At 66.6% G+C, this 18906-nt stretch carries 13 protein-coding genes and 1 pseudogene; 6 read left to right on the top strand and 8 right to left on the bottom strand.

Annotated features, from left to right (window positions below):
- The 5 genes and pseudogenes from ACYVE7_RS12810 to ACYVE7_RS12830 form a co-directional block, all read right to left on the bottom strand.
- Window positions 1-254, bottom strand: a pseudogene (locus tag ACYVE7_RS12810) (sugar ABC transporter substrate-binding protein); the annotation flags it as partial.
- A gap of 236 nt (window positions 255-490) precedes the next feature.
- Window positions 491-1360 carry a carbohydrate ABC transporter permease gene (locus tag ACYVE7_RS12815; RefSeq protein ID WP_460364864.1) on the bottom strand — a complete coding sequence of 290 codons (870 nt, stop codon included), beginning with the start codon at window positions 1358-1360 and terminating at the stop codon, window positions 491-493.
- A 2-nt stretch (window positions 1361-1362) separates the two neighbouring features.
- A complete protein-coding gene (locus tag ACYVE7_RS12820; protein ID WP_460364865.1) occupies window positions 1363-2253 on the bottom strand; it encodes a carbohydrate ABC transporter permease in 891 nt (296 codons plus the stop codon).
- A gap of 59 nt (window positions 2254-2312) precedes the next feature.
- The gene (locus tag ACYVE7_RS12825; protein ID WP_460364866.1) at window positions 2313-3602 is read right to left on the bottom strand and encodes an extracellular solute-binding protein; all 1290 of its coding nucleotides are present in this window, start codon (window positions 3600-3602) and stop codon (window positions 2313-2315) included.
- Between the two features lie 96 nt (window positions 3603-3698).
- Window positions 3699-4772 carry a LacI family DNA-binding transcriptional regulator gene (locus ACYVE7_RS12830; protein ID WP_460364867.1) on the bottom strand — a complete coding sequence of 358 codons (1074 nt, stop codon included), beginning with the start codon at window positions 4770-4772 and terminating at the stop codon, window positions 3699-3701.
- Between the two features lie 232 nt (window positions 4773-5004).
- Here ACYVE7_RS12830 and ACYVE7_RS12835 point away from each other — a divergent pair, with 232 nt between their 5' ends.
- Window positions 5005-7542, top strand: a complete 2538-nt coding sequence (locus ACYVE7_RS12835; RefSeq protein WP_460364868.1) for a GH32 C-terminal domain-containing protein — start codon at window positions 5005-5007, stop codon at window positions 7540-7542.
- A gap of 3 nt (window positions 7543-7545) precedes the next feature.
- Here ACYVE7_RS12835 and ACYVE7_RS12840 read toward each other — a convergent pair whose 3' ends face one another.
- On the bottom strand, window positions 7546-8577 hold the full coding sequence (locus ACYVE7_RS12840; protein WP_460364869.1) for a LacI family DNA-binding transcriptional regulator: 1032 nt from the start codon (window positions 8575-8577) through the stop codon (window positions 7546-7548).
- Window positions 8578-8720: 143 nt separating this feature from the next.
- Between ACYVE7_RS12840 and ACYVE7_RS12845 the strand changes: the two genes are divergently transcribed.
- The 4 genes from ACYVE7_RS12845 to ACYVE7_RS12860 all read left to right on the top strand — a co-directional run bounded on the left by ACYVE7_RS12845 (window position 8721) and on the right by ACYVE7_RS12860 (window position 16404).
- Window positions 8721-11219, top strand: coding sequence for a GH32 C-terminal domain-containing protein (locus tag ACYVE7_RS12845; protein WP_460364870.1), 2499 nt, complete (start codon window positions 8721-8723; stop codon window positions 11217-11219).
- A gap of 254 nt (window positions 11220-11473) precedes the next feature.
- A complete protein-coding gene (locus tag ACYVE7_RS12850) occupies window positions 11474-13900 on the top strand; it encodes a GH32 C-terminal domain-containing protein (RefSeq protein WP_460364871.1) in 2427 nt (808 codons plus the stop codon).
- Window positions 13901-14996: 1096 nt separating this feature from the next.
- Window positions 14997-15824: an SGNH/GDSL hydrolase family protein gene (locus ACYVE7_RS12855; RefSeq protein ID WP_460364872.1), complete on the top strand. Its 828-nt coding sequence runs from the start codon at window positions 14997-14999 to the stop codon at window positions 15822-15824.
- Between the two features lie 40 nt (window positions 15825-15864).
- On the top strand, window positions 15865-16404 hold the full coding sequence (locus tag ACYVE7_RS12860; RefSeq protein ID WP_460364873.1) for a DUF3995 domain-containing protein: 540 nt from the start codon (window positions 15865-15867) through the stop codon (window positions 16402-16404).
- Here the strand turns inward: ACYVE7_RS12860 and ACYVE7_RS12865 are convergent.
- Window positions 16397-16921, bottom strand: a complete 525-nt coding sequence (locus ACYVE7_RS12865; RefSeq protein WP_460364874.1) for a hypothetical protein — start codon at window positions 16919-16921, stop codon at window positions 16397-16399. The two genes, ACYVE7_RS12860 and ACYVE7_RS12865, sit on opposite strands and share 8 nt — an antisense overlap.
- A 742-nt stretch (window positions 16922-17663) precedes the next feature.
- On the opposite strand from ACYVE7_RS12865, the gene ACYVE7_RS12870 reads away from it, so the two are divergent.
- Window positions 17664-17933: a hypothetical protein gene (locus tag ACYVE7_RS12870; RefSeq protein ID WP_460364875.1), complete on the top strand. Its 270-nt coding sequence runs from the start codon at window positions 17664-17666 to the stop codon at window positions 17931-17933.
- On the opposite strand, the gene ACYVE7_RS12875 is transcribed toward ACYVE7_RS12870, so the two are convergent.
- Window positions 17865-18689: a hypothetical protein gene (locus tag ACYVE7_RS12875; RefSeq protein ID WP_460364876.1), complete on the bottom strand. Its 825-nt coding sequence runs from the start codon at window positions 18687-18689 to the stop codon at window positions 17865-17867. The genes ACYVE7_RS12870 and ACYVE7_RS12875 overlap by 69 nt on opposite strands.
- Window positions 18690-18906 lie beyond the last annotated feature (217 nt).

Genomic DNA, 18906 nt, shown 5'->3' on the forward strand with positions numbered 1-18906 from the left:
ATCGCCGTGACCTGACCCTCGTTGTCACCATCGAACTTCCCCGCCGCCGTCATCAGCTCCAGACCGTCCTTGTCGGCTTGGGCCTTGGCGCCCTCCCGCATCTTCACGAAGAACGGGTTGGTCTCGGTCTTGGTGATCAGACCGACCTTGGCGGGGGAGCCGTCGGTGGCACCGTCATCGGACTTGGAGCCGGACCCGCAGCCGGTGAGGGCGAGGGCTCCGATGGCGGCGAGGGCGATACCTCTACGAATCATGGTTGATCTCCTTGGGGGGTGAATCGGGGGTTAAGTCCCGACGAAGTGGACGTTAGTTTCCTCACACGCCATCACCCGCGCAAGCGCTTGCGCAAACGCTTTGACCATGGTGCGGCCAGCGGGTCGAGAGGCCGTTATCGCAGGTCAGGCCAGTACATCGGTCCGCGATGCCCTGCGTGGCGGACCGATGTACTGGCCGACGGCCGATGTGCTGCCTGACTATTCAGCCCTTGACATCAGCCCTTGACTCCGGTCGCGGCGATGCTGTTGATGAACGACCGCTGGAAGGCCAGGAAGAGGAGGAGTGTGGGGATGGTGATCATGGTGGAGTAGGCCATGATCTGCCCCCAGGAGACACCGAACTGAGAGAAGTACTGAACGCCGACCATCACGGGGCGCAGGTCCTCGGATTGGACGACCATCAAAGGCCACAGGTAGGAGTTCCAGGCGGGCAGGAACGTCAGGATGGCGACCGTGGCGATCGCTGGGCCGGACAGCGGCATCACGATGCGCCGGTAGATGGTGAGGTTGCCGGCGCCGTCAAGGCGGGCGGACTGGTCCAGTTCCCTCGGGATGCTGGAGAAATACTGGTAGAAGAGGAAGATCGAGAAGGCGTTGGCGACGAACGGGAGGATCTGGACGCGGTAGGTGTCCAGCCAGCCCTCCGTGAGCGCGAGGCGAAACCCGTGCAGCTCCAGCCATGGAAGTTTGTTGACCCACCACACCATGGGCAGGGCGAGGGTCTCGAACGGGACGATCAGGGTCATGATGATGGCGGTGAGCAGGAGGCGTCGTCCGGGCCATCGCGTACGGCTGAGCGCGAACGCCGCGAGGCTGTTGACGATCAGCCCCAGGCCGACGATCGTGCCCGAGATGAAGAGGGAGTTGAGGAGGAACCGGTTGGCCGGCACCCGGTCGTAGACGCCGGTGTAGTTGTCGGTGGACAGATCGCCGACGGGTAGGAAGGCACGGGCGGAGTCGAGGTCGGCGAAGATCTGCGCGTCGGGCTTGAGCGACGACATCACCATGAAGACGAGCGGCAGGACGAACACGACCATCAGCAGGATCCGCGCTGCCCACAGGAGTGCCCGGCTAGCGGTGAACATGGTCATTCCTTCTCTCGGGTGAGGACGCGCTGGATCGCGGTGACGGCCATGACCAGCAGGAAGAACACCAGCGAGATCGTCGCCGCGTATCCGGTCGCGTGCTGTTCGTAGCCCGTGCGCACCGCCATATGGACCAAGGTGGTGGTCGCGTCGCGCGGACCGCCCTGAGTCATGACGCTGACCTGCGTGAACAGACTGAACGCGGCGATGGTGATGGTCACGAGGATGAACGTGCGGATCGTCCGCAGTCCCGGCCAGGTGACATACCGGAACCGCGCCCAGCGGCCCGCGCCGTCGATGTCGGCGGCTTCATAGAGTTCGCCGGGGATCGTCTGGAGTCCGGCGAGCCAGATCACCATGTGGAAGCCGACACCCTGCCACACCGACATGAAGATGATCGCGGGCATGGCCGTCGCCTGATTTCCGAGCCAGTCGGTGCCGTGCCAGTTGTCGAGGCTGAGTGTGGAGATGACGTGGTTGAGCAGGCCGTCGGGCTGGTAGATGAAGCGCCACAGCATCGAGACGACCACCATGGACGTGATCACGGGAAGGAAGTAGACGCTGCGGACCAGGTTCCGGCCGCGAAAATTCCCGTTGACGAGTACCGCGAGCACCAGCCCGAGACCGGCCTGGACGGGAACGACGACCCCCGCGAAGTACACCGTGTTGATCAGGGAGGCGTGGAACAGCTCATCGCCGATGAGCGTGCTGAAGTTGTCCGCGCCGATGAACCGGGGAGGACGGGGTGAGATGAGCTGGGCGTTGGTGAAGGCGAGCCCGAACGCCAGGAGCATCGGGACGAGAAAGAAGACGCCGAGCAGGATGATCGCCGGCGTCGCCATGACGACGCCGAGCAGCGATTCGGCACGACGCCCTCGCTTGATGACGGGCACGTTTCCTCCCTCAGGCAAAGCGGCCGGAGGCCTGTTGGTCTCCGGCCGCCGTGTGCTCGTCAGGAGCGGTAGCCGTCGTTCTGTCGGATGTTGGTGTCGATGTCGGCCGCGGCCTTGTCCAGGGTGCCCTGCGGGTCGGCCCCGTTCAGGATGTCCTGCGCGGCCTTGGTGAACACGGTCGAGATGAACGGGTACGCGGGGGTGACCGGCCGGACGACGGCATCCTTGGCCGACAGGTCAAGGAAGAACCGGTACTTGCCACCCGGCGCGTAGTTGGGCACCTGCGCCGCCGCGGCCTGGGTCGCGGGGGTCAGGCCGAGGGTCTTGGCGAAGTCGACCACGTACTTGGTCTGGAGCGAGAACTTCAGGTAGGCCTGAGCGCCGTCTTTCGCGGCGCAGCTCGACGACAGCGCCCACTGCCAGGACGCTCCTCCGATCTTCGGACCGGAGCCGAAGTCGGGCGGCGGCAGGAACAGGACGTCGTTGAACTTCGCGGTGACGGCGTCGGCCGCCCAGCTGCCGTTCCAGCTGATGGCGGTCTTGCCGTTGACGAAGTCCAGCGCGGGGTCCTCGCCGGACTTCTTGGCGATCATTCCCCGGGTGCCCAGGCCCTGGAACCAGGTCGCCCACTTCACCGCGGCCGGTCCGTTGAGCGTGCCCTTGGCGGCCGCGTAACCGTTGCGGTCGATGAGGTCCCCACCGAAACTCTGCAGGAAGGGCGAGTAGCCGTAGGGCCACCACTCGCCGGTGAGGCCGGTGCTCAGGTCGAGCGGGTACTTGAACTTCCCGGTCGCTTTGATCTTGGTCAGTGCGGAGTCGAATTCCTCGGCCGTCCACGGCTTGTCGAGCGTCGGAACGCGGACGCCGTTGCTCTCCAGGGTTGATTTGCGCGTCATCATGGACACGGCGACGTCGTAGTGCCCGAAGGAGTAGACCTTCCCCTCATAGCGGCCGACCGTGCTGGGGAGCTGGTCGGCGAACTGGTCGGTGGGAAGGTCGAGCGGTTCGAGGTACTTCGCCCAGGCCCAGTTGGGCACGTTCGGGCCGTCGACGTCGATGATGCACGGCAGCTTCTTCGCGGTGGCGGCCGCGACCACGGCGTCGTTGTAGGCGCCCTGTGGGAACGCCTGGTACTCGACTCTGTACTTCGTCTGGCTGGCGTTGAAGTCGGTGATGATCCGCTTGACGACGTCGAGTTCCTTCGCGTTGCCCGCGTTGTGGGTCCACAGGGTGAGGGTCGTGACACCACCGGAGGTGCTCGAGCCGGAGCCGGAGCCGGAGGAGCACGCGCTGGTGAGCGCGGCGGCGGATAGGATTATTGCGAGGGTTCGGAACCTGCTGATGAGCATCGGATTCCTCTTTTCATCGGATTTCGGTCAGGTGGCCGAACATCGTTGATCGTTGGCGCGATCGCCGATGCCGGTGGAGCGCGCCGTCGTCTCGGGTCAGGTCCGAGGCGGCGGCGCTACCGAGAACCTGTGGATGACAGATCCTTGGAGTTGATGGCGGGTCGGGGGCGGGCTGGACGCGCCCTCGATGAGCCGGAAGAGCTGTTCGGCGGCCCAGGCACCCATTTCGAGGTGGGGCAGAGCGACCGTGGTCAGCGCGGGACGGAGCCCCTGGGAGATCACCTCCATGTCGTCGAAGCCGACGACCGACAGGTCGTCAGGGATACGGAGCGCGTTCTCCGCGGCGGCCTGATAGACCCCCATCGCGATCCGGTCGTTGAACGCGAACACCCCCGTCGGCCGGTCCGGAGAGCGCAGCATCTCCAGAGCGGCGATGCGCCCCGTGTGTGCCCAGGGCTCGCACTCGGTTTCCGCCACCGAGACGCCCCCTGCACGGCGGGCCTCGTCGAGAAAGCCGATCCGACGACCGTGCCGCGCGGGAATGTCCTCGACGTCGTTGATGAACCCCAGGCGACGATGCCCGGCGTCCAGGAGCACTCTCGCCGCGGCTCGGCCGCCGGCGACCTCGTCCGGAACGACTGACGAGTAGGCCGGGTCATCGCAGATCGCGTCGAGCAGGACGACGGGGGCGCCCTCGAGGCTCGCCGGCACGGTCACGTTCCGGTGGTACATCGCGGCGAAGAGCACGCCCTCGACCTGGCGCGAGAGCAACTGCAGGGCGGCCTGCTCTTCGACGTCGGGGTCGCCCCCGGCATCGGTGACCACCAGTATCCCGCCGTGACGCTGTACCACCTGCTGCGCGCCCAGGACGATCTTTCCCGCGTACGGAGTGGTCGCGATCTCGTCGCCGATCAGGCCGATCAGGCCGGAGCGACGCATCCTCAGCCCGCGTGCGAGCCCGTTGGGCGCGTAGCCCAACCGCTGCGCGACCTCCAGGACACGTTCCCTGGTTTCGCCGTTGACCCGTGCACCGGCGACGTTGTTGAGGATGTGCGACACCGTCGTCATCGAGACGCCCGCTTCCGCGGCCACGTCCCTGATGCCCACCTTGCGCCGGCCCATCATCATGCCCAATCGTTTTGTCAGGTACTTACCGCCGAGAACATTCACCCCTGCGCTGGATATGTCAATATCTCGCCACGCTTTCGATGCGCTGCGACCGGTGCCGGACTGCAACGGACCGGCCGGACTGTTGACATCCCCCCGACGGGATCCGACACTGTCGGGCAATCGCAAGGATACGTTTCCTCAATCTGCCGGTAACTTACCCGGCATTGCCGCCCGGCCGGAAGGCCCCACCACCACCCCGTCACCGTTCGCTCTTCCGAAGCCGGAGGAATCTTTGAACGTTCACCGTCCCCCCACCCTCATCGGACGCATTCTCCTAGGCATCGCGCTGGTCGCGGCCGCCCTCACGGCTCCCGCCCCGCAGGCACACGCCGAACCGTCGCCCACCTACCGGGCCGCCTACCACCTGACCGTGCCCGACAACTGGAAGAACGATCCGCAGCGGCCGATCTTCATCAACGGCGAGTACCAGTACTACTACCTCTACAACCGCGACTACCTGCGTGGACCGGGAACGGAGTGGCGCCGCAGCACCACCACGGACAACGTGAACTTCACCGATCGCGGAGTGTCGATCCCCAAGTTCACCCAGCCCAACGGCGACGTATGGTCCGGTTCCGCGGTCGTCGACGAGGCGAACACGGCGGGCTTCGGCGCGAACGCCGTCGTCGCCGTCATGACCCAACGCGACAGCAGCAACGGAGCACAGGCGCAGTTCCTGTGGTACTCCACCGACGGCGGCAAGACCTTCGCCCACTACAGCGACACCCCCGTGCTGCCCAACCCGGGAAAACCCGACTTCCGCGACCCGAAGATCGTCCGCGACACGGCCCGCAACCGGTGGGTGATGGCCTTGGCCGAAGGCCGCGACGTCGGCTTCTACACCTCGACCGACCTCAAGCACTGGCAGTTCCAGAGTAGCTACGGCACCAGCGGCATCGACATCGTCGAGTGCCCTGACCTGTTCCCGTTGAAGGCCGACGACGGGACCACGAAATGGGTTCTGGGCGTGTCCGCGAACGGCAAGGCGTCAGGGCTGCCGAACACCTACGCGTACTGGACGGGTGGGTTCAACGGGACCACGTTCCAGGCCGACGAGGCGACCCCGCAGTGGCTCGACCACGGCTGGGACTGGTATGCCGCTGTCACCTGGGAGAAGATGGCCGGCGGGTCGCCCGATCCGGCCGTCCGCTACGGGCTCGGCTGGATGAACAACTGGTCCTATCCCGAAGCGACGCCGACCTGGCCCAACGACGGATTCAACGGCACGGACTCGATCGTGCGCGAGATCCGCCTCAAGAAGCAGGCCGGCGGCTCCTTCAGTCTGGTCTCCCAGCCCGTCAGCGGCCTGGACGGCATCGTCAACAGGACCGTCGATCTGGGCACGCTCTCGGTCGACGGGCAGACGCCGCTGTCCTATAGCGGCAGCGCCTACGAGCTGAGTGCCGACGTGAGCTGGGAGACCGCTACCGACCTGGGTGTGCGGCTACGCACGTCGGCGGACGGCAACCGGCACGCCGATGTCGGCGTCACGGGCGGCAACGTGTACGTCGACCGCGCCAAGACCGGAAACCCGGACGGGTCGGGCCGCTACCTGAGGAGCACGTCGCCGATCAGCAAGAAGAACGTGCATCTGCGCATCCTGGTCGACCGGACGACCCTGGAGGTCTTCGTCGACGACGGCAAGTACGTCCACTCCAGCGAGATCTTCCCTGCTCCCGGGGACAAGGGGATCGCGCTGTTCAGCCAGGGTGGTCCCGCGCAGTTCTCGAACGTGAAGATTCGCGAGTTCAAGGACATCTACGGCACGGCGCCGGCAGACGGCGGCACCAACCCCGGCAGTAATGTGGCCGGCCCTTGGCGTGCGGTGGGTGGTTCGTGGACTTCGGTCGCGGACGGCAAGACCGGAACAGCGCCTGGCGACGCGTTCTACATGTCGGCGCAGACGGGTTCGGACTTGTCCTACGAGGGCGACCTGCGTCTGGACACGGCGATCGCCGCTGGAATCACCTTCCGAGCCTCCAATGACCTGACCAAGCACTACACCGCCAACATCAACACCGACGGCGGCGGCCAGATCAAACTCTGGAAACCGGGCATGACTCTCGGGACCTTCAGCACGCCGATCGTCCGCGGCCAGAACTACCACCTGAAGGTCGTGGCGGCCGGCTCCCGCATCAAGGTGTTCCTCAACAACGGCGCCAACCCGGTCATCGACGTCACCGACACCAGCTACGCCAGCGGCCTATCCGGCATCAACCTCTACAACGGCGCCGCGACGATCCGGAACGCCAACGCAGGCCCCGTCGGCACCGACCCCGAACCGAGCCCCGGGTTCACAACCAACCTGACCGGCCCCTGGACCAGCGTCGCCGGCACCTGGACCGATACCGCCGCGGGGGAGAAAGGCAGCGCTACCGGCGACGGCTACTACCTGTCCTCACAAACCGCATCCGACTTCACCTACGAAGCCGACCTCCGTCCCGACACCGCAGGCAACCCCGGCACCGCTGCCGGCCTCACCTTCCGCTCCAACGCCACCGCCACCGCCCACTACACCGTCAACATCAACACCACCGGCGAGGTCAAACTCTGGCGGCCCTGGACCACGCTGGGCACCTACAACACCGCCATCAACCCCGGCACCGCCTACCACCTCAAAGTCGTCGCCACCGGGCCCCGTATCAAGATCTACTTCAACAACGGGACCAACCCGGTCATCGACGTCACCGACACCACCTACACCACCGGCCGCCTCGGCCTCAACATCTGGAACGGCACCACCACCACCCAGAACGCCACCATCAGCTAGGGCTCAACCCGGTATCTCGCCCGAGCCACGGGCGAGATACCGGGTCGGCAGAACGACATGCCGTGGCGGACCCGAGTCCTGATCCAGCCGGGCCAGCAACATCGTCGCCGCGGTTCTCCCTATCTCCGCCGGGTCCTGCGCGATGACCGAAAGCGGCGGATCGAGCAGATCCGCCAGGTCGAAGTCGTCGAAGCCGACGTGCGCGACGGAATGCTGCAACCGCCGCCGCTGCAGGACGCGTCGGGCCCCGATGGTCAGCAGGTTCTGGGCGGTGATCAGCGCGGTCGGGGTGTTCGGACCGGTGAAGATCTGGTCCGTGGCGGCTTCCGCGGCGCCGACGTCGTGGACGTCGCGACAGGTCCAGGCGGTGCGCACCGGGCATCCGGCCTCGGTCATCGCCGCGACGAATCCCTCCCAGCGCTGCTGCGCGGTCCACAGCGCCGACCTGTCACCGAGGAAAGCGATCTTGCGGTGCCCCAGGGCGGCCAGCCGCCGCACGGCCGCTCCGATACCGCCGGTGTTGTCGACGGTCACGGTGTCGACGCCGTCGAGCGCCAGGATCCGGTCGACGCACACCACTGGGGTGCCGTATCGGCGCGCCGACTCCAGTTCCGCGCCCACCTGTCCCGTGGGCAGGACGATCAGGCCGTCCACCCGGCGCGTCAGGAACGAGGTGAGCAGGCTACGTTCCCTGGCCGGATCCTCATCGCTGCTGCCTGTGAGCAGGAGCAGCCCTCGCCCGGCGGCGACGTCCTCGACCGCGCGGTGCAGGGAGGACGAGAACGGGTTGGCGACGTCCTCGAGGATGAGCCCGATCGTGTCCGTGCGACGGTCGGTACGCCGCAGGCTGCTCGCGGCGGCGTCCTGGCGGTAGCCGAGCTGCTCGATCGCGTCGCGGACCTGAGCTGTGAGCACCGGATCGACCGGCACGCCGTTGATGACGCGGGAGACCGTGGTCATACCGACCCCGGCGAATGTCGCGACGTCGCGCATCGTCACGCGCTTGCTGCCCGGGCGCGCCCTTTGTGAGGTCACCGCTGTCTCCTCCCCCCGATGACCATACCGCCCGTAGCAGCCTCGCCCTGAACCATGGACTTTGGTCAGAGGCCGGAACATAATGACGGACGCTGAGGAAACGTTTCCTCGTCTCCGGAGAACCACCCCTTTTGGAGAACGTCATGCGCATCCCCCTTCGCGGCCACCCCTGGCTGCGCGCCCTCCTGGCCCTGGCGATGTCGGTCGCTCTGCTGGGTGCGAGCGTGCCCGCCGATGCCGCGCCCGGCCCCGAGCCCTACCGGCCGCAGATCCACTACACGCCCGCCAAGAACTGGATGAACGACCCCAACGGGTTGATCTTCTACAAGGGCAAGTATCACCTCTTCTACCAGTACAACCCGTCCGGTAACACCTGGGGCAACATGTCCTGGGGCCACGCCGTCAGCACCGATCTCGTCCACTGGACCGAGCTCCCGCTCGCCATCCCGCACGACGATCAGGAGATGGTGTTCTCCGGCAGTGTCGTGCTCGACCAGAAGAACACCAGCGGCCTGGGCACCAGCGCCGCCCCGCCGCTAGTGGCGATCTACACCAGCGCCTACAAGCAGGGCGGCAAGCAGGCTCAATCCCTGGCCTACAGCACGGACGAGGGCCTCACCTGGACCAAGTACTCCGGGAACCCCGTGCTCGACATCGGCTCCAGCGAATTCCGCGACCCGAAAGTGTTCTGGCACGAGGCGAGCCGGCGTTGGCTCATGGTCGTCGCGCTGTCCACCCAGCAGAAGGTCCGCTTCTACTCCTCGCCCGACCTGAAGTCCTGGACGGCGCTGAGCGACTTCGGCCCCGCCGGCGCCACCGGCGGGCTGTGGGAGTGCCCCGACCTGTTCCAGCTTCCGGTGAAGGGCGACGGGAAGCGCAGCAAGTGGGTCCTGGTCGTGAACATCAACCCGGGCGGCATCGCCGGCGGCTCGGGCGCGCAGTACTTCACCGGAGACTTCGACGGCACGACCTTCACGTCAGACGATCCGCCGAGCTACACCCCACCTGCCGGGACTGTTCTGGCTGATTTCGAGGGCGGCAGCTACGGGCAGTGGACCTCCACCGGCACCGCGTTCGGCACCGCGCCCGCGACCGGCAACCTCACCGACCAGGGCGGCGTGTCGGGCTTCCTCGGCGAGGGCCTGGTCAACACCTTCCTCGACCACGACGCCTCGACGGGCACGCTCACCTCGCCCGAGTTCACCGTCGGCAAGCCGTACCTGAACTTCCTGGTGGGCGGCGGCAAGCATCCGCACGTCGATGGAACCGGCGACGGTACCCCGCCGCCCGGTGAGGTGTTCGCCGACTTCGAAGGTCCCGGCTGGGGCGGGGGCTGGACGGCCACGGGTTCCTACGTGAACGCCGTGCCCGCCCCCGGGCCGCTGCCCGGCCAGGTCGGCGGTCATGCACTGGACACCTGTGTCGACGACTGTGACCCGGCGACCGGCACGATCACCTCACCGGCCTTCACCATCACCAAGCGCTATATCGACTTCCTCATCGCCGGCGGCTACCACCCCTACGGCACCGACGGCGCCGCAGCGTTCAACCTGGTCGTCGACGGCAAGGTCGTGCGCACGGCCACCGGCCTCGACAGCCCCGAGATGCTGTGGACGGCGTGGGACGTCAACGATCTGATCGGCGAGCAGGCCACCGTGCAGGTCGTGGACGACGCGGTCGGCGGGTGGGGACACATCATGCTTGACCACATCGTCTTCTCCGACGTCGCGGCCAAGCCGCGTGACGTGCAGACCGCCGTCAACCTCCTGGTCGACGGGAAGGTCGTGCGCACCGCGACCGGGCCGAACAGCGAGAGCATGGACTGGGCCTCCTGGAACCTCGCCGACCTGGCCGGCAAGAAGGCGCGGATCGAGATCGTCGACGCCAACCAGGGCGGCTGGGGGCACATCCTCGCCGACCAGTTCACCCTCGCCGACGCCCCCGCCCGCAGCAGCGTCGAACGCGCCCACTGGATCGACTACGGAGCCGACTTCTACGCCGGGGTCACCTACAACGACGCCCCGGGCCGCAAGCGGATCATGATCGGCTGGATGAACAACTGGAACTACGGCCAGAACATCCCCACCAGCCCCTGGCGCAGCGCCATGTCCCTGCCCCGGGAACTGACCCTGCGCGAGGTGGACGGCCGAATGCGGCTGATGTCCGAGCCGATCGATCTGACGGGCCTTCGGCGGGGCCAACCGCTCAAGGTCCAGGGCCGGCCGGTGAAGGGCACCGTGCCGCTCGGCGACCGGGGCCAGGTCACCGAGATCGACGCCGCCCTGAGGCCCGGCGACGCCAAGACCTTCGGTCTGGACGTGCGCACGGGCGACGGCCAGAAGACCAGGATCGGCTACGACACCACGACCGGTGAGCTCTACATCGACCGAACTGCTTCCGGAGACGTCGGCTTCCACCCGACCTTCCCCGGTGTCCATCGCGCACCGGTCGCCCTGGACAACGGCAGGCTGAACCTGCACATCGTCGTCGACGCCTCCTCTGTCGAGGTCTACGCCAACAAGGGTCTGGTCTCCTTGACCGACCAGATCTTCCCCAGCCCCGGCAGTACCGGCATCAGCGCGTTCGCCGACGGCGGGACTGCCAAGATCGCCGATTTCACCGCGTGGAAGCTCGGCCGCTAACCGGCTGAATCACCCTTACCAGAAGGCCCGGACGATGTGCGCCCGTCCGGGCCTTCTGCCGTCCATTGCCAAAACAATTTGTCATATGGACACCGATCGGCCTCTGTTCAATAATCCACTCAGGCTTGAGGAAACGTTTCCTCAAGCCACCCCACCCCGTTGTCGAGGAGACCTCCATGCTCCGTTCCCGCCGCGGTCGCCCCAAGCCGCGCCATGCCCTGCGCGCAGGGATCGCTTTCGTGCTAGGACTCGCCATGCTGGGACTTTGGGCTCCGGCCCCCGCGTCCGCCGACCCCTACCCCGAGTACCCGTACCCGACGACCAGCGAGGGCGCCTACGACGAGCCCTACCGCGGCCAGTTCCACTTCAGCTCGCGCGCCGGCTGGATGAACGACATCAACGCGCCGCTGTACTACAACGGCGAATACCACCTCTTCTACCAGCACAACCCGCACGGGCTGGGCTGGGACACCATGCACTGGGGCCACGCGACCAGCCCCGACCTGGTGCGCTGGACGCAGAAGCCCATCGCGCTGGAACCCGGCGTGCACCCCGGGAACCTCTGGTCGGGCGCGGGCGTCGTCGACACCGCCAACACCTCCGGCCTGAAAGACGGCGCCGACGCACCGATCGTCGTCTTCACCGGTACCGACGGCGTCTCGGTCGCCTACAGCACCGACGGCGCGAAGACCTTCAAGTCCTACAACAACGGCGCGAAGGTCGCGACCCCGTCCGGGGAGAGCCGCGACCCGAAAGTGTTCTGGCACGCGGCCACCAACAAATGGGTCATGGTCGTGTGGTCGAACACCGGCGGCAACGGCGTCAACATCTACACCTCGCCCAACCTGCTCAACTGGACTTACGCCAGCAGGTTCAGCGCCGACTGGCTGTATGAGTGCCCTGACCTTTATCCGCTGTCCGTCGATGGCGGCTCCACTGTCAAGTGGGTCCTCAATGACGCCAGCCTCGAATACGTCGTCGGCGACTTCGACGGAACGCACTTCACCACGAACTGGACCACGCCGCAACGGCTGGACCAGGGCGAGAACAGCTTCGGCGGAACCGTCTACGCCGGGCTGACCTTCAACAACATGCCTGACGGCCGTATCGTGCACATGGCCTGGCAGCCGGGAAACCACGGCGCGACCTGGACCGGAAACGCCACCTTCCCCACGGAGATGGCGCTGAGGACCTTCCCTGAAGGGCTCCGCGTCACGCGGAACCCCGTCGCCGAACTCGCGTCACTCCGCTCCGACGCGCAGTCGTGGACGGATCGGACCATCACCGCCGACCCTGCCAGCAACCCGCTGACCGGGATCTCCGGTGACACCTACGAAGTGATCGCCGAGTTCGACGCCGCGAACGCGACGGCGTCCAAGTTCGGGCTGAAGCTCCACACCCGAGCCGACGGCACCTACGACCGAGCGGTCGCCTACGATCGTTCGTCCCAGAAGCTGTACGGATCGCCGCTGTCCCCGGTCAACGGCAAGATCAAGATGCGCGTCCTCGTCGACCGTGGACAGCTGGAGATCTTCGGCAACGACGGCCGGCTCGTCCACAGCGACAACGTCAACTTCGACGCCTCGACGGCCAGTCGCGGCATCGTCGCCTACGCCGAAGGCGGCAACGTCCAGCTCACCTCGCTGAAGTACTACAAGATCGCTCGGACCTGGCCATCGTCCACGGCGGGCGAGAACCCTGGTAGCAACCTGTCTGGTCCGTGGCGTGCGGTGGGTGGTTCGTGGACGTCGGTCTCGGACGGCAAGACCGGCACGGCGCCCGGTGACGCGTTCTACATGTCGGGGCAGACGGGTTCGGATTTCTCTTATGAGGCTGATCTGCGTCTGGACACCGCGATCGCGGCGGGGGTCACGTTCCGCGCCTCCACCGATCTGACCAAGCATTACACGGCCAACATCAACACCGATGGTGGCGGGCAGATCAAACTGTGGAAGCCCGGCACAACGCTGGGGACGTTCAGCACCCCGATCGGCCACGGCCAGAACCATCACCTGAAGGTCGTGGCGGTCGGTTCCCGTATCAAGGTGTTCCTCGACAACGGCGCCACCCCGGTCATCGACGTCACCGACACCAGCTATTCGAGCGGCCTGTCCGGCATCAACCTGTACAACGGTGCCGCGACCATCCGTAACGCCAACGCCGGTCCTGCCGGTACGGACCCTGACCCCGACCCCGAGCCCGGGTTCCAGACCAACCTGGCCGGCCCGTGGACGAGTGTGTCGGGTAGCTGGACCGACACCACTGCCGGCCAGAAGGCCACCTCTGCCGGCGACGGCTACTACCTGTCGTCCCAGACCGCGTCGGACTTCACCTACGAAGCCGATCTGCGTCCCGACACCGCGGGGAATCCGGGAACCGCGGCGGGTCTGACCTTCCGGTCCAACGCCACGGCCACCGCCCACTACACCGTCAACATCAACACCTCCGGCGAGGTCAAGCTCTGGCGGCCCTGGACCACGCTGGGCACCTACAACACCACCATCAATGCCGGCACGATCTACCACCTGAAAGTCGTCGCGGCCGGCCCCCGCATCAAGATCTACCTCAACAACGGGACCAACCCGGTCATCGACGTCACCGACAGCACCTACACCAGCGGCCGCCTAGGCCTCAACGTCTGGAACGGCACCACGACCACCCAGAACGCCAACATCAGCTAAGGCTCCCAAGAAAGACCGTGGCCGGACGTCCCTGCGTCCGGCCACGACCCTGTTGCCTCCGCTCCTTGTGCCCGGAGCGCGGGCCAGGGCGCGACCGCAGGGCGACGACACCGACTCTCTTTCTCGCACTCCGTGCCGAGAGCCCCTCGACGATCCGTGCCGCCTGGTCAAGAATCACCCATCCAGGTGTCCGGCCGCGTCCGGTGTATCGGCCAGATCAAGCCCGGCGGACGGGTTCCGGCGCAGCGCCTCCGTCAGCGACTGGGTGGCCGTGTGTCACCTGGGCGAGCCGTCCGTGGACGGTCTCGGGCAGCCCCTCGGCCCGTGCGTACGCCCGCACCTCGCGGGTGGAAAGACCGCTCAGCGACACCATCAACCCCGAAGCCCGCCAACCCACCGAACCCACCATCACCCTCCTCTGACCAGCCCTCGGCATGAGGGACCTGCCTCACTCGCGATTCCCGCTGAGAAAACCGCGCTGGATACCCATCACCTGCGCGACGCCTCACGGCAACTCGCCGACGATCACTCATGCGTGGAAAGCGGGTCTAGTGGCTTCCCGCCGCTCCTTGTCGCACACGTTCGCGGCAAGCCAGTCCGCGGCCTGAACGCATCGGGTCCTTCACCAGAGAGCGCCGATGGTCGGCGAGCCGGAGGGGTGACTGGCGACCAGCATGGCGAACCGCCCCAACCTGCCCGGAACAGCGCCCGAGCCGCCCCTGGGGGCGCCTTGTCCGAGGTGGGGTGGGCGCTCGTGTTGGTGGCGCCTGGGGCGGCAGTTACCGGCCGGGCGTCGGCGAAGTTTGACACAGGAGCCGTCCTGACCGGATGGCGGACGCTCCGCCCGTCGGTGACAGTGCATTCGGTGTCTCGACGGGCAAGAGCGGGACCGAGTGGGATCCGGCTGTGCTTTATCTCCAATAGCCATATGTGTTCTTTAGGATCGTGCTTACGATGGCGATAGTCCAGGATGGATCATTGTCATGGGTGCTTCGGTGTGCCGCTGCCGCTGCCGCTGCCGCTGCCGCTGCCGCATTCGTACTCGCGGTACGCGCGGCCTCCTGCACCGGTCGACCACGCCCGAAGGAGTCATCGCATGGGTATTCGTAACCGCGTCACCGCCGCCGCCTGCGGCCTGGCCGTGCTCGCCGCCACGACGGTCGCCGCCCTGCCCGCTCGGGCGGACACATCGTCCACCTACTATCTGGCCCTCGGTGACTCCCTCTCGCTCGGCTCCCAGCATGGCCACTCGACCGACGAGGGCTATACCGACGCGCTGTACGCGGGGTTCAAAGCCACCCAGCCCGAGCTGAAGCTGGTGAAGCTCGGCTGTGGCGGCGAGAGCACCACCACGATGATCGAGGGCGGGATATGTCCCTACCCCGAGGGCTCCCAGCTCAACGCCGCGGTCGCCTTCCTCAAGGCTCACCCCGGGCGGGTCAAGTACGTGACGCTCGACATCGGCGTCAACTTCGGCTGCACGCTGCGGCTGGAGGACGCCCTGTGCTGGCTGCTGAAGGGAGCGGCTCCGCTCGCCACCAACCTGCCGCGCATCGGCCGGGCGTTGAAGGAAGCCGGTGGCGACACACCGCGCTACGCGGCGATGAACTACTTCGACCCGGAGCTGAGCCGCTGGGTGCGGGGCGACAAGCTGACCGCTGTGGCGTCCGTGCCGATGCTCGACGCCTTCAACTTCCTCGGAAGCACCGCCGCCGCCTCCTTCGGGGTCCCGGTCGCCGATGTCAACGGGGCCTTCTCCACCCATGATTTCGTCACCCAGGTGACCGTCGAGCCCTACGGCCGCATCCCGCTCAACGTGGCCCGCATCTGCGCCTGGACCTACGCCTGCAGCGACAACGACGGCCACGCGACGACGGAAGGCTACCGCCAGATCGCCAACGCCTTCCGCAAGGTCCTCCAGTAGGCTGACCACAGGCTCATCACCAGACCGCGTCCGGAGCACCATGGGGACTGAAAGCCCGGCCCGGTGGCCCGCCTACGCCACCTGCGTGTGGACCTCCGCCTACGGGCTGATGAAACTCGCCCACGCCCACGCCCACGCCCTCGGCTCCGACTTCCTGGTGGACAAAGAGCCGATGCGGCCGGACCTGCGGGAACTGATGCTCGCTCGCAACGGCTGGTTCGTCGCGGGCTACTGGCTCATGTTCGCCGCCGCGACCATCGGTGTGCTCCTCGCACTGGCCACCATCCAACCCTGGGGACGACGTATTCCCCGCCGGCTCCTGGCCACCGCCACATGGACCCTCGGCATCGTGATGATCGTGCGCTCGGTAGGTCCCGTGGGATTCGGCTTCCTCGGCGACACCCTCCTCCTGACCGGCCTGAATCCACCACCCGCCGAACACGCCGACTTGGCCCGCTACCTCGCCCACTGGGACCTCATGCTCTGGTCACCGTTCTTCCTCACCTGGGGCGCACTCTGGACCGCCACCGCCTGGCGCTTCACCCGCACCACACCACAGCCCCTTCACCCGATCAGATAACGAAGAACGCTAGGGGAATCGACATCCGGGATCGAGGTAGTCGGCGCAAAGCGCACAGTTCCTCGCGACGCAGCGCCGAGTCGCAGACCAGCGCCAGCATCACCGATTCCGGTTCGTGAGGCCGATCGCACCATGCGTGCCAGGCCTTGGTGTGCAGCATGATGTCCGGTTCTGGGTCGGTGGTGTCGTCCGGGAGTTGCCGGAGCCAGCTCACCGCGGCGTCACGATGCCACTGGCTGTCGTGTCGTGCGAGTTTCCCGATCAGCAGGGCCAGCTCGTGGTCCTCTTCTGAGACGTCGAGGTAGGTCGGGAACCGCGTGAGGAGGAGTTCGATGAGCTGATTCGCCGGGAGGTCGGGTGCTTGGTCGGCGGCATCGGACAGGATCCCGATCACCTGTGCGGAATGTCGATCATCCGGGATCAGTGACACCAGTGCGATCAGGGCCGCGGCCAGAACCTCCTCCCAGTGAAGGGACGCACCGAGGGAGCGCAGGGACTGGGAGGCCGCGTAGCCCACACTCATGCCGGACGACCGCTTCCTGCTCTCCGGTAGCGGCGACGGGACCCTGCGCTTGTAGGAAATCGACTGGGAAGCTCACGACCAAGGACCCGGCAGCGACGCCGTCGCGATGATGGCCCGGGTGGCGGCCCTCCCGGACTCGGGGGGCTCCTCGGCAGGCGGCTCCGGGTGTGTAGAAGCCGCCTTTGGTGACGCCCAGTTTGGTGACGCCCAGGCGCTTGGCCAGCACCTCGACGCGCACGGCGTCCAGCCCGTCGGCGGCCTGTATCCGCAGTCCCTCTTCGACCCATCGCTCTCGCGGTGTCCGGACGGCGCCCGCCATGTGCGTCACCGGCTCGGGCCCTGACGACTTCCCGGTGATGCTCGCCGCGATCCGCGCGGCCGGCGGCCCGGGAACCGGCGCCTGGCCGACACGGCTGCTGTTCGCGGCACGCTGGAAGATCGGCGCCCTCCTGGGCTGGGACGCACCACAAACCCGAGATGTCCGGCTGGTCCGCGACCGCCTGCCGGACGACCGGCGCCCTCAAAGTCGTCCTGCGCCCCTAAGCCGCCCTTGGCCATGGTCTCGTTGGAACACGCATTCCGGGAGTATCGGGGCTGGCGGTACAGTGCGGTTTTCCGGCTGTCGGGGAGGTGTCGAATGAGGGGCGTTGAGTCTTTGCGGCTGCGGCTGGTGCGGGTTGCTCTTGCGGTGGCGCTGTGGCTGGCAGTCCCAGGTATGGCAGGTGTAGCTCGGGTCATGATTCAGAAAGAGATGAACACCGGCAAATACTTCGACGGCAACCCGCTCATCTACGACCTAGTCCCGATGTTGCCGGAGCTGGTCCCGCTGTTCGTGCTGGTGTGCGTGCTGCCCTTGGTCGCTTATCGAAGGCGAGACGCGTTCCTCTACCTCATCCCCTTCTACGGCTGGGTGTTCTTCGCGAAGGTGACTTGGCGTCTAGCCGGACTCCCGCACGCCGACTGGCCCCGCCGCGACCAGGTTCGCGGGGCCCAGGTCCAGGGATGACGGGTCGGCCACATCGGCATAGTCTCGGACCTCGTCGAGGATGGCGGCGTGGCGGGAGGTGACGGAGAGGCTGCCGTGGCCGGCTCGTTGGCGGACTCGCTGGAGGTCTACGCCTTTGGCGATGGCCCAGCTGATGCCGGTGTGGCGGGCGTTGTAGGCGGTGAAGGCGTTCGGGAGGCCCGCGGTTTCGCGGGCGTGGTGCCAGAACCGATTCCAGGTTTCGGGGGAGAGGAATTCGGTGCCGTCCTGGCGCCAGATGTTGGCCTTGGTGAGGGTGCCGTTCGCTGCGCGTTCCTGGGTTTTCTGGCGACGCCATCGGCGTTGGTAGTCGGCGGCGAAGTCCTTGCATTTTCGGCAGGTGCAGTTCATGCCGTAGCGGGCGGACTTGGTGCCGTGCTCGTAGATGAGCCCGGTCTTGGAGACCAGGGGCGGGAGTGGTTCCTCGGCGGGGGTGCTCGGGGTGGTGATGCGTTGGTAGGCGAACATCCACTGGGGGAAGAGGAGGTCGTCGTCGGCGACGTTGTGTTCTTCGATTGGAGAAGCTGATGGCCGAAGTCGCGAGGGCGTAGGCCGATCATTTCGCAACGGCGGGCCCAGGACGTGACGTTGAGACATGCGTGGAGCTTCGCCTTGCTCGGCGACCTCGATGGCGCGTTCGTGGTCGTCGTAGGTGCCTGCCGACTTGTAACTGCCGTCCTTGGCGCGGTACATCCCGATGTAGCGACTTGAGCCGTCTTTGCCGGTCCGTTCGAGCACGTAAGCCACACGCGCTCCCGTTGCAGGGGAAAGCGACGGCAGCCTTGCGCGGGAGATGCCGTGTTAGATCATCTGCTAGAGGAGCCTAGGGTCACTGGCTGACGTGGTGCGGTACTGGCTGCCGGAAAAGCCCGTCTGAGCTGCAATGCCAGTGAGTTAAGGCATTTGCCCAGGTGAGAGTACTTTTCTCGTTATTTTGATCTTGTAGGTGGCTCGG

This window comes from Actinocorallia lasiicapitis (genome assembly GCF_054778695.1).

Bases quoted from the DNA above. Each gene is read 5' to 3' on its own strand.
- ACYVE7_RS12825 (WP_460364866.1), bottom strand. From the start codon at position 3,602: ATGCTCATCAGCAGGTTCCGAACCCTCGCAATAATCCTATCCGCCGCC.
- ACYVE7_RS12850 (WP_460364871.1), top strand. From the start codon at position 11,474: ATGCTGGGACTTTGGGCTCCGGCCCCCGCGTCCGCCGACCCCTACCCC.
- ACYVE7_RS12815 (WP_460364864.1), bottom strand. From the start codon at position 1,360: ATGTTCACCGCTAGCCGGGCACTCCTGTGGGCAGCGCGGATCCTGCTG.
- ACYVE7_RS12855 (WP_460364872.1), top strand. From the start codon at position 14,997: ATGGGTATTCGTAACCGCGTCACCGCCGCCGCCTGCGGCCTGGCCGTG.
- ACYVE7_RS12870 (WP_460364875.1), top strand. From the start codon at position 17,664: ATGATTCAGAAAGAGATGAACACCGGCAAATACTTCGACGGCAACCCG.
- ACYVE7_RS12860 (WP_460364873.1), top strand. From the start codon at position 15,865: ATGGGGACTGAAAGCCCGGCCCGGTGGCCCGCCTACGCCACCTGCGTG.
- ACYVE7_RS12845 (WP_460364870.1), top strand. From the start codon at position 8,721: ATGCGCATCCCCCTTCGCGGCCACCCCTGGCTGCGCGCCCTCCTGGCC.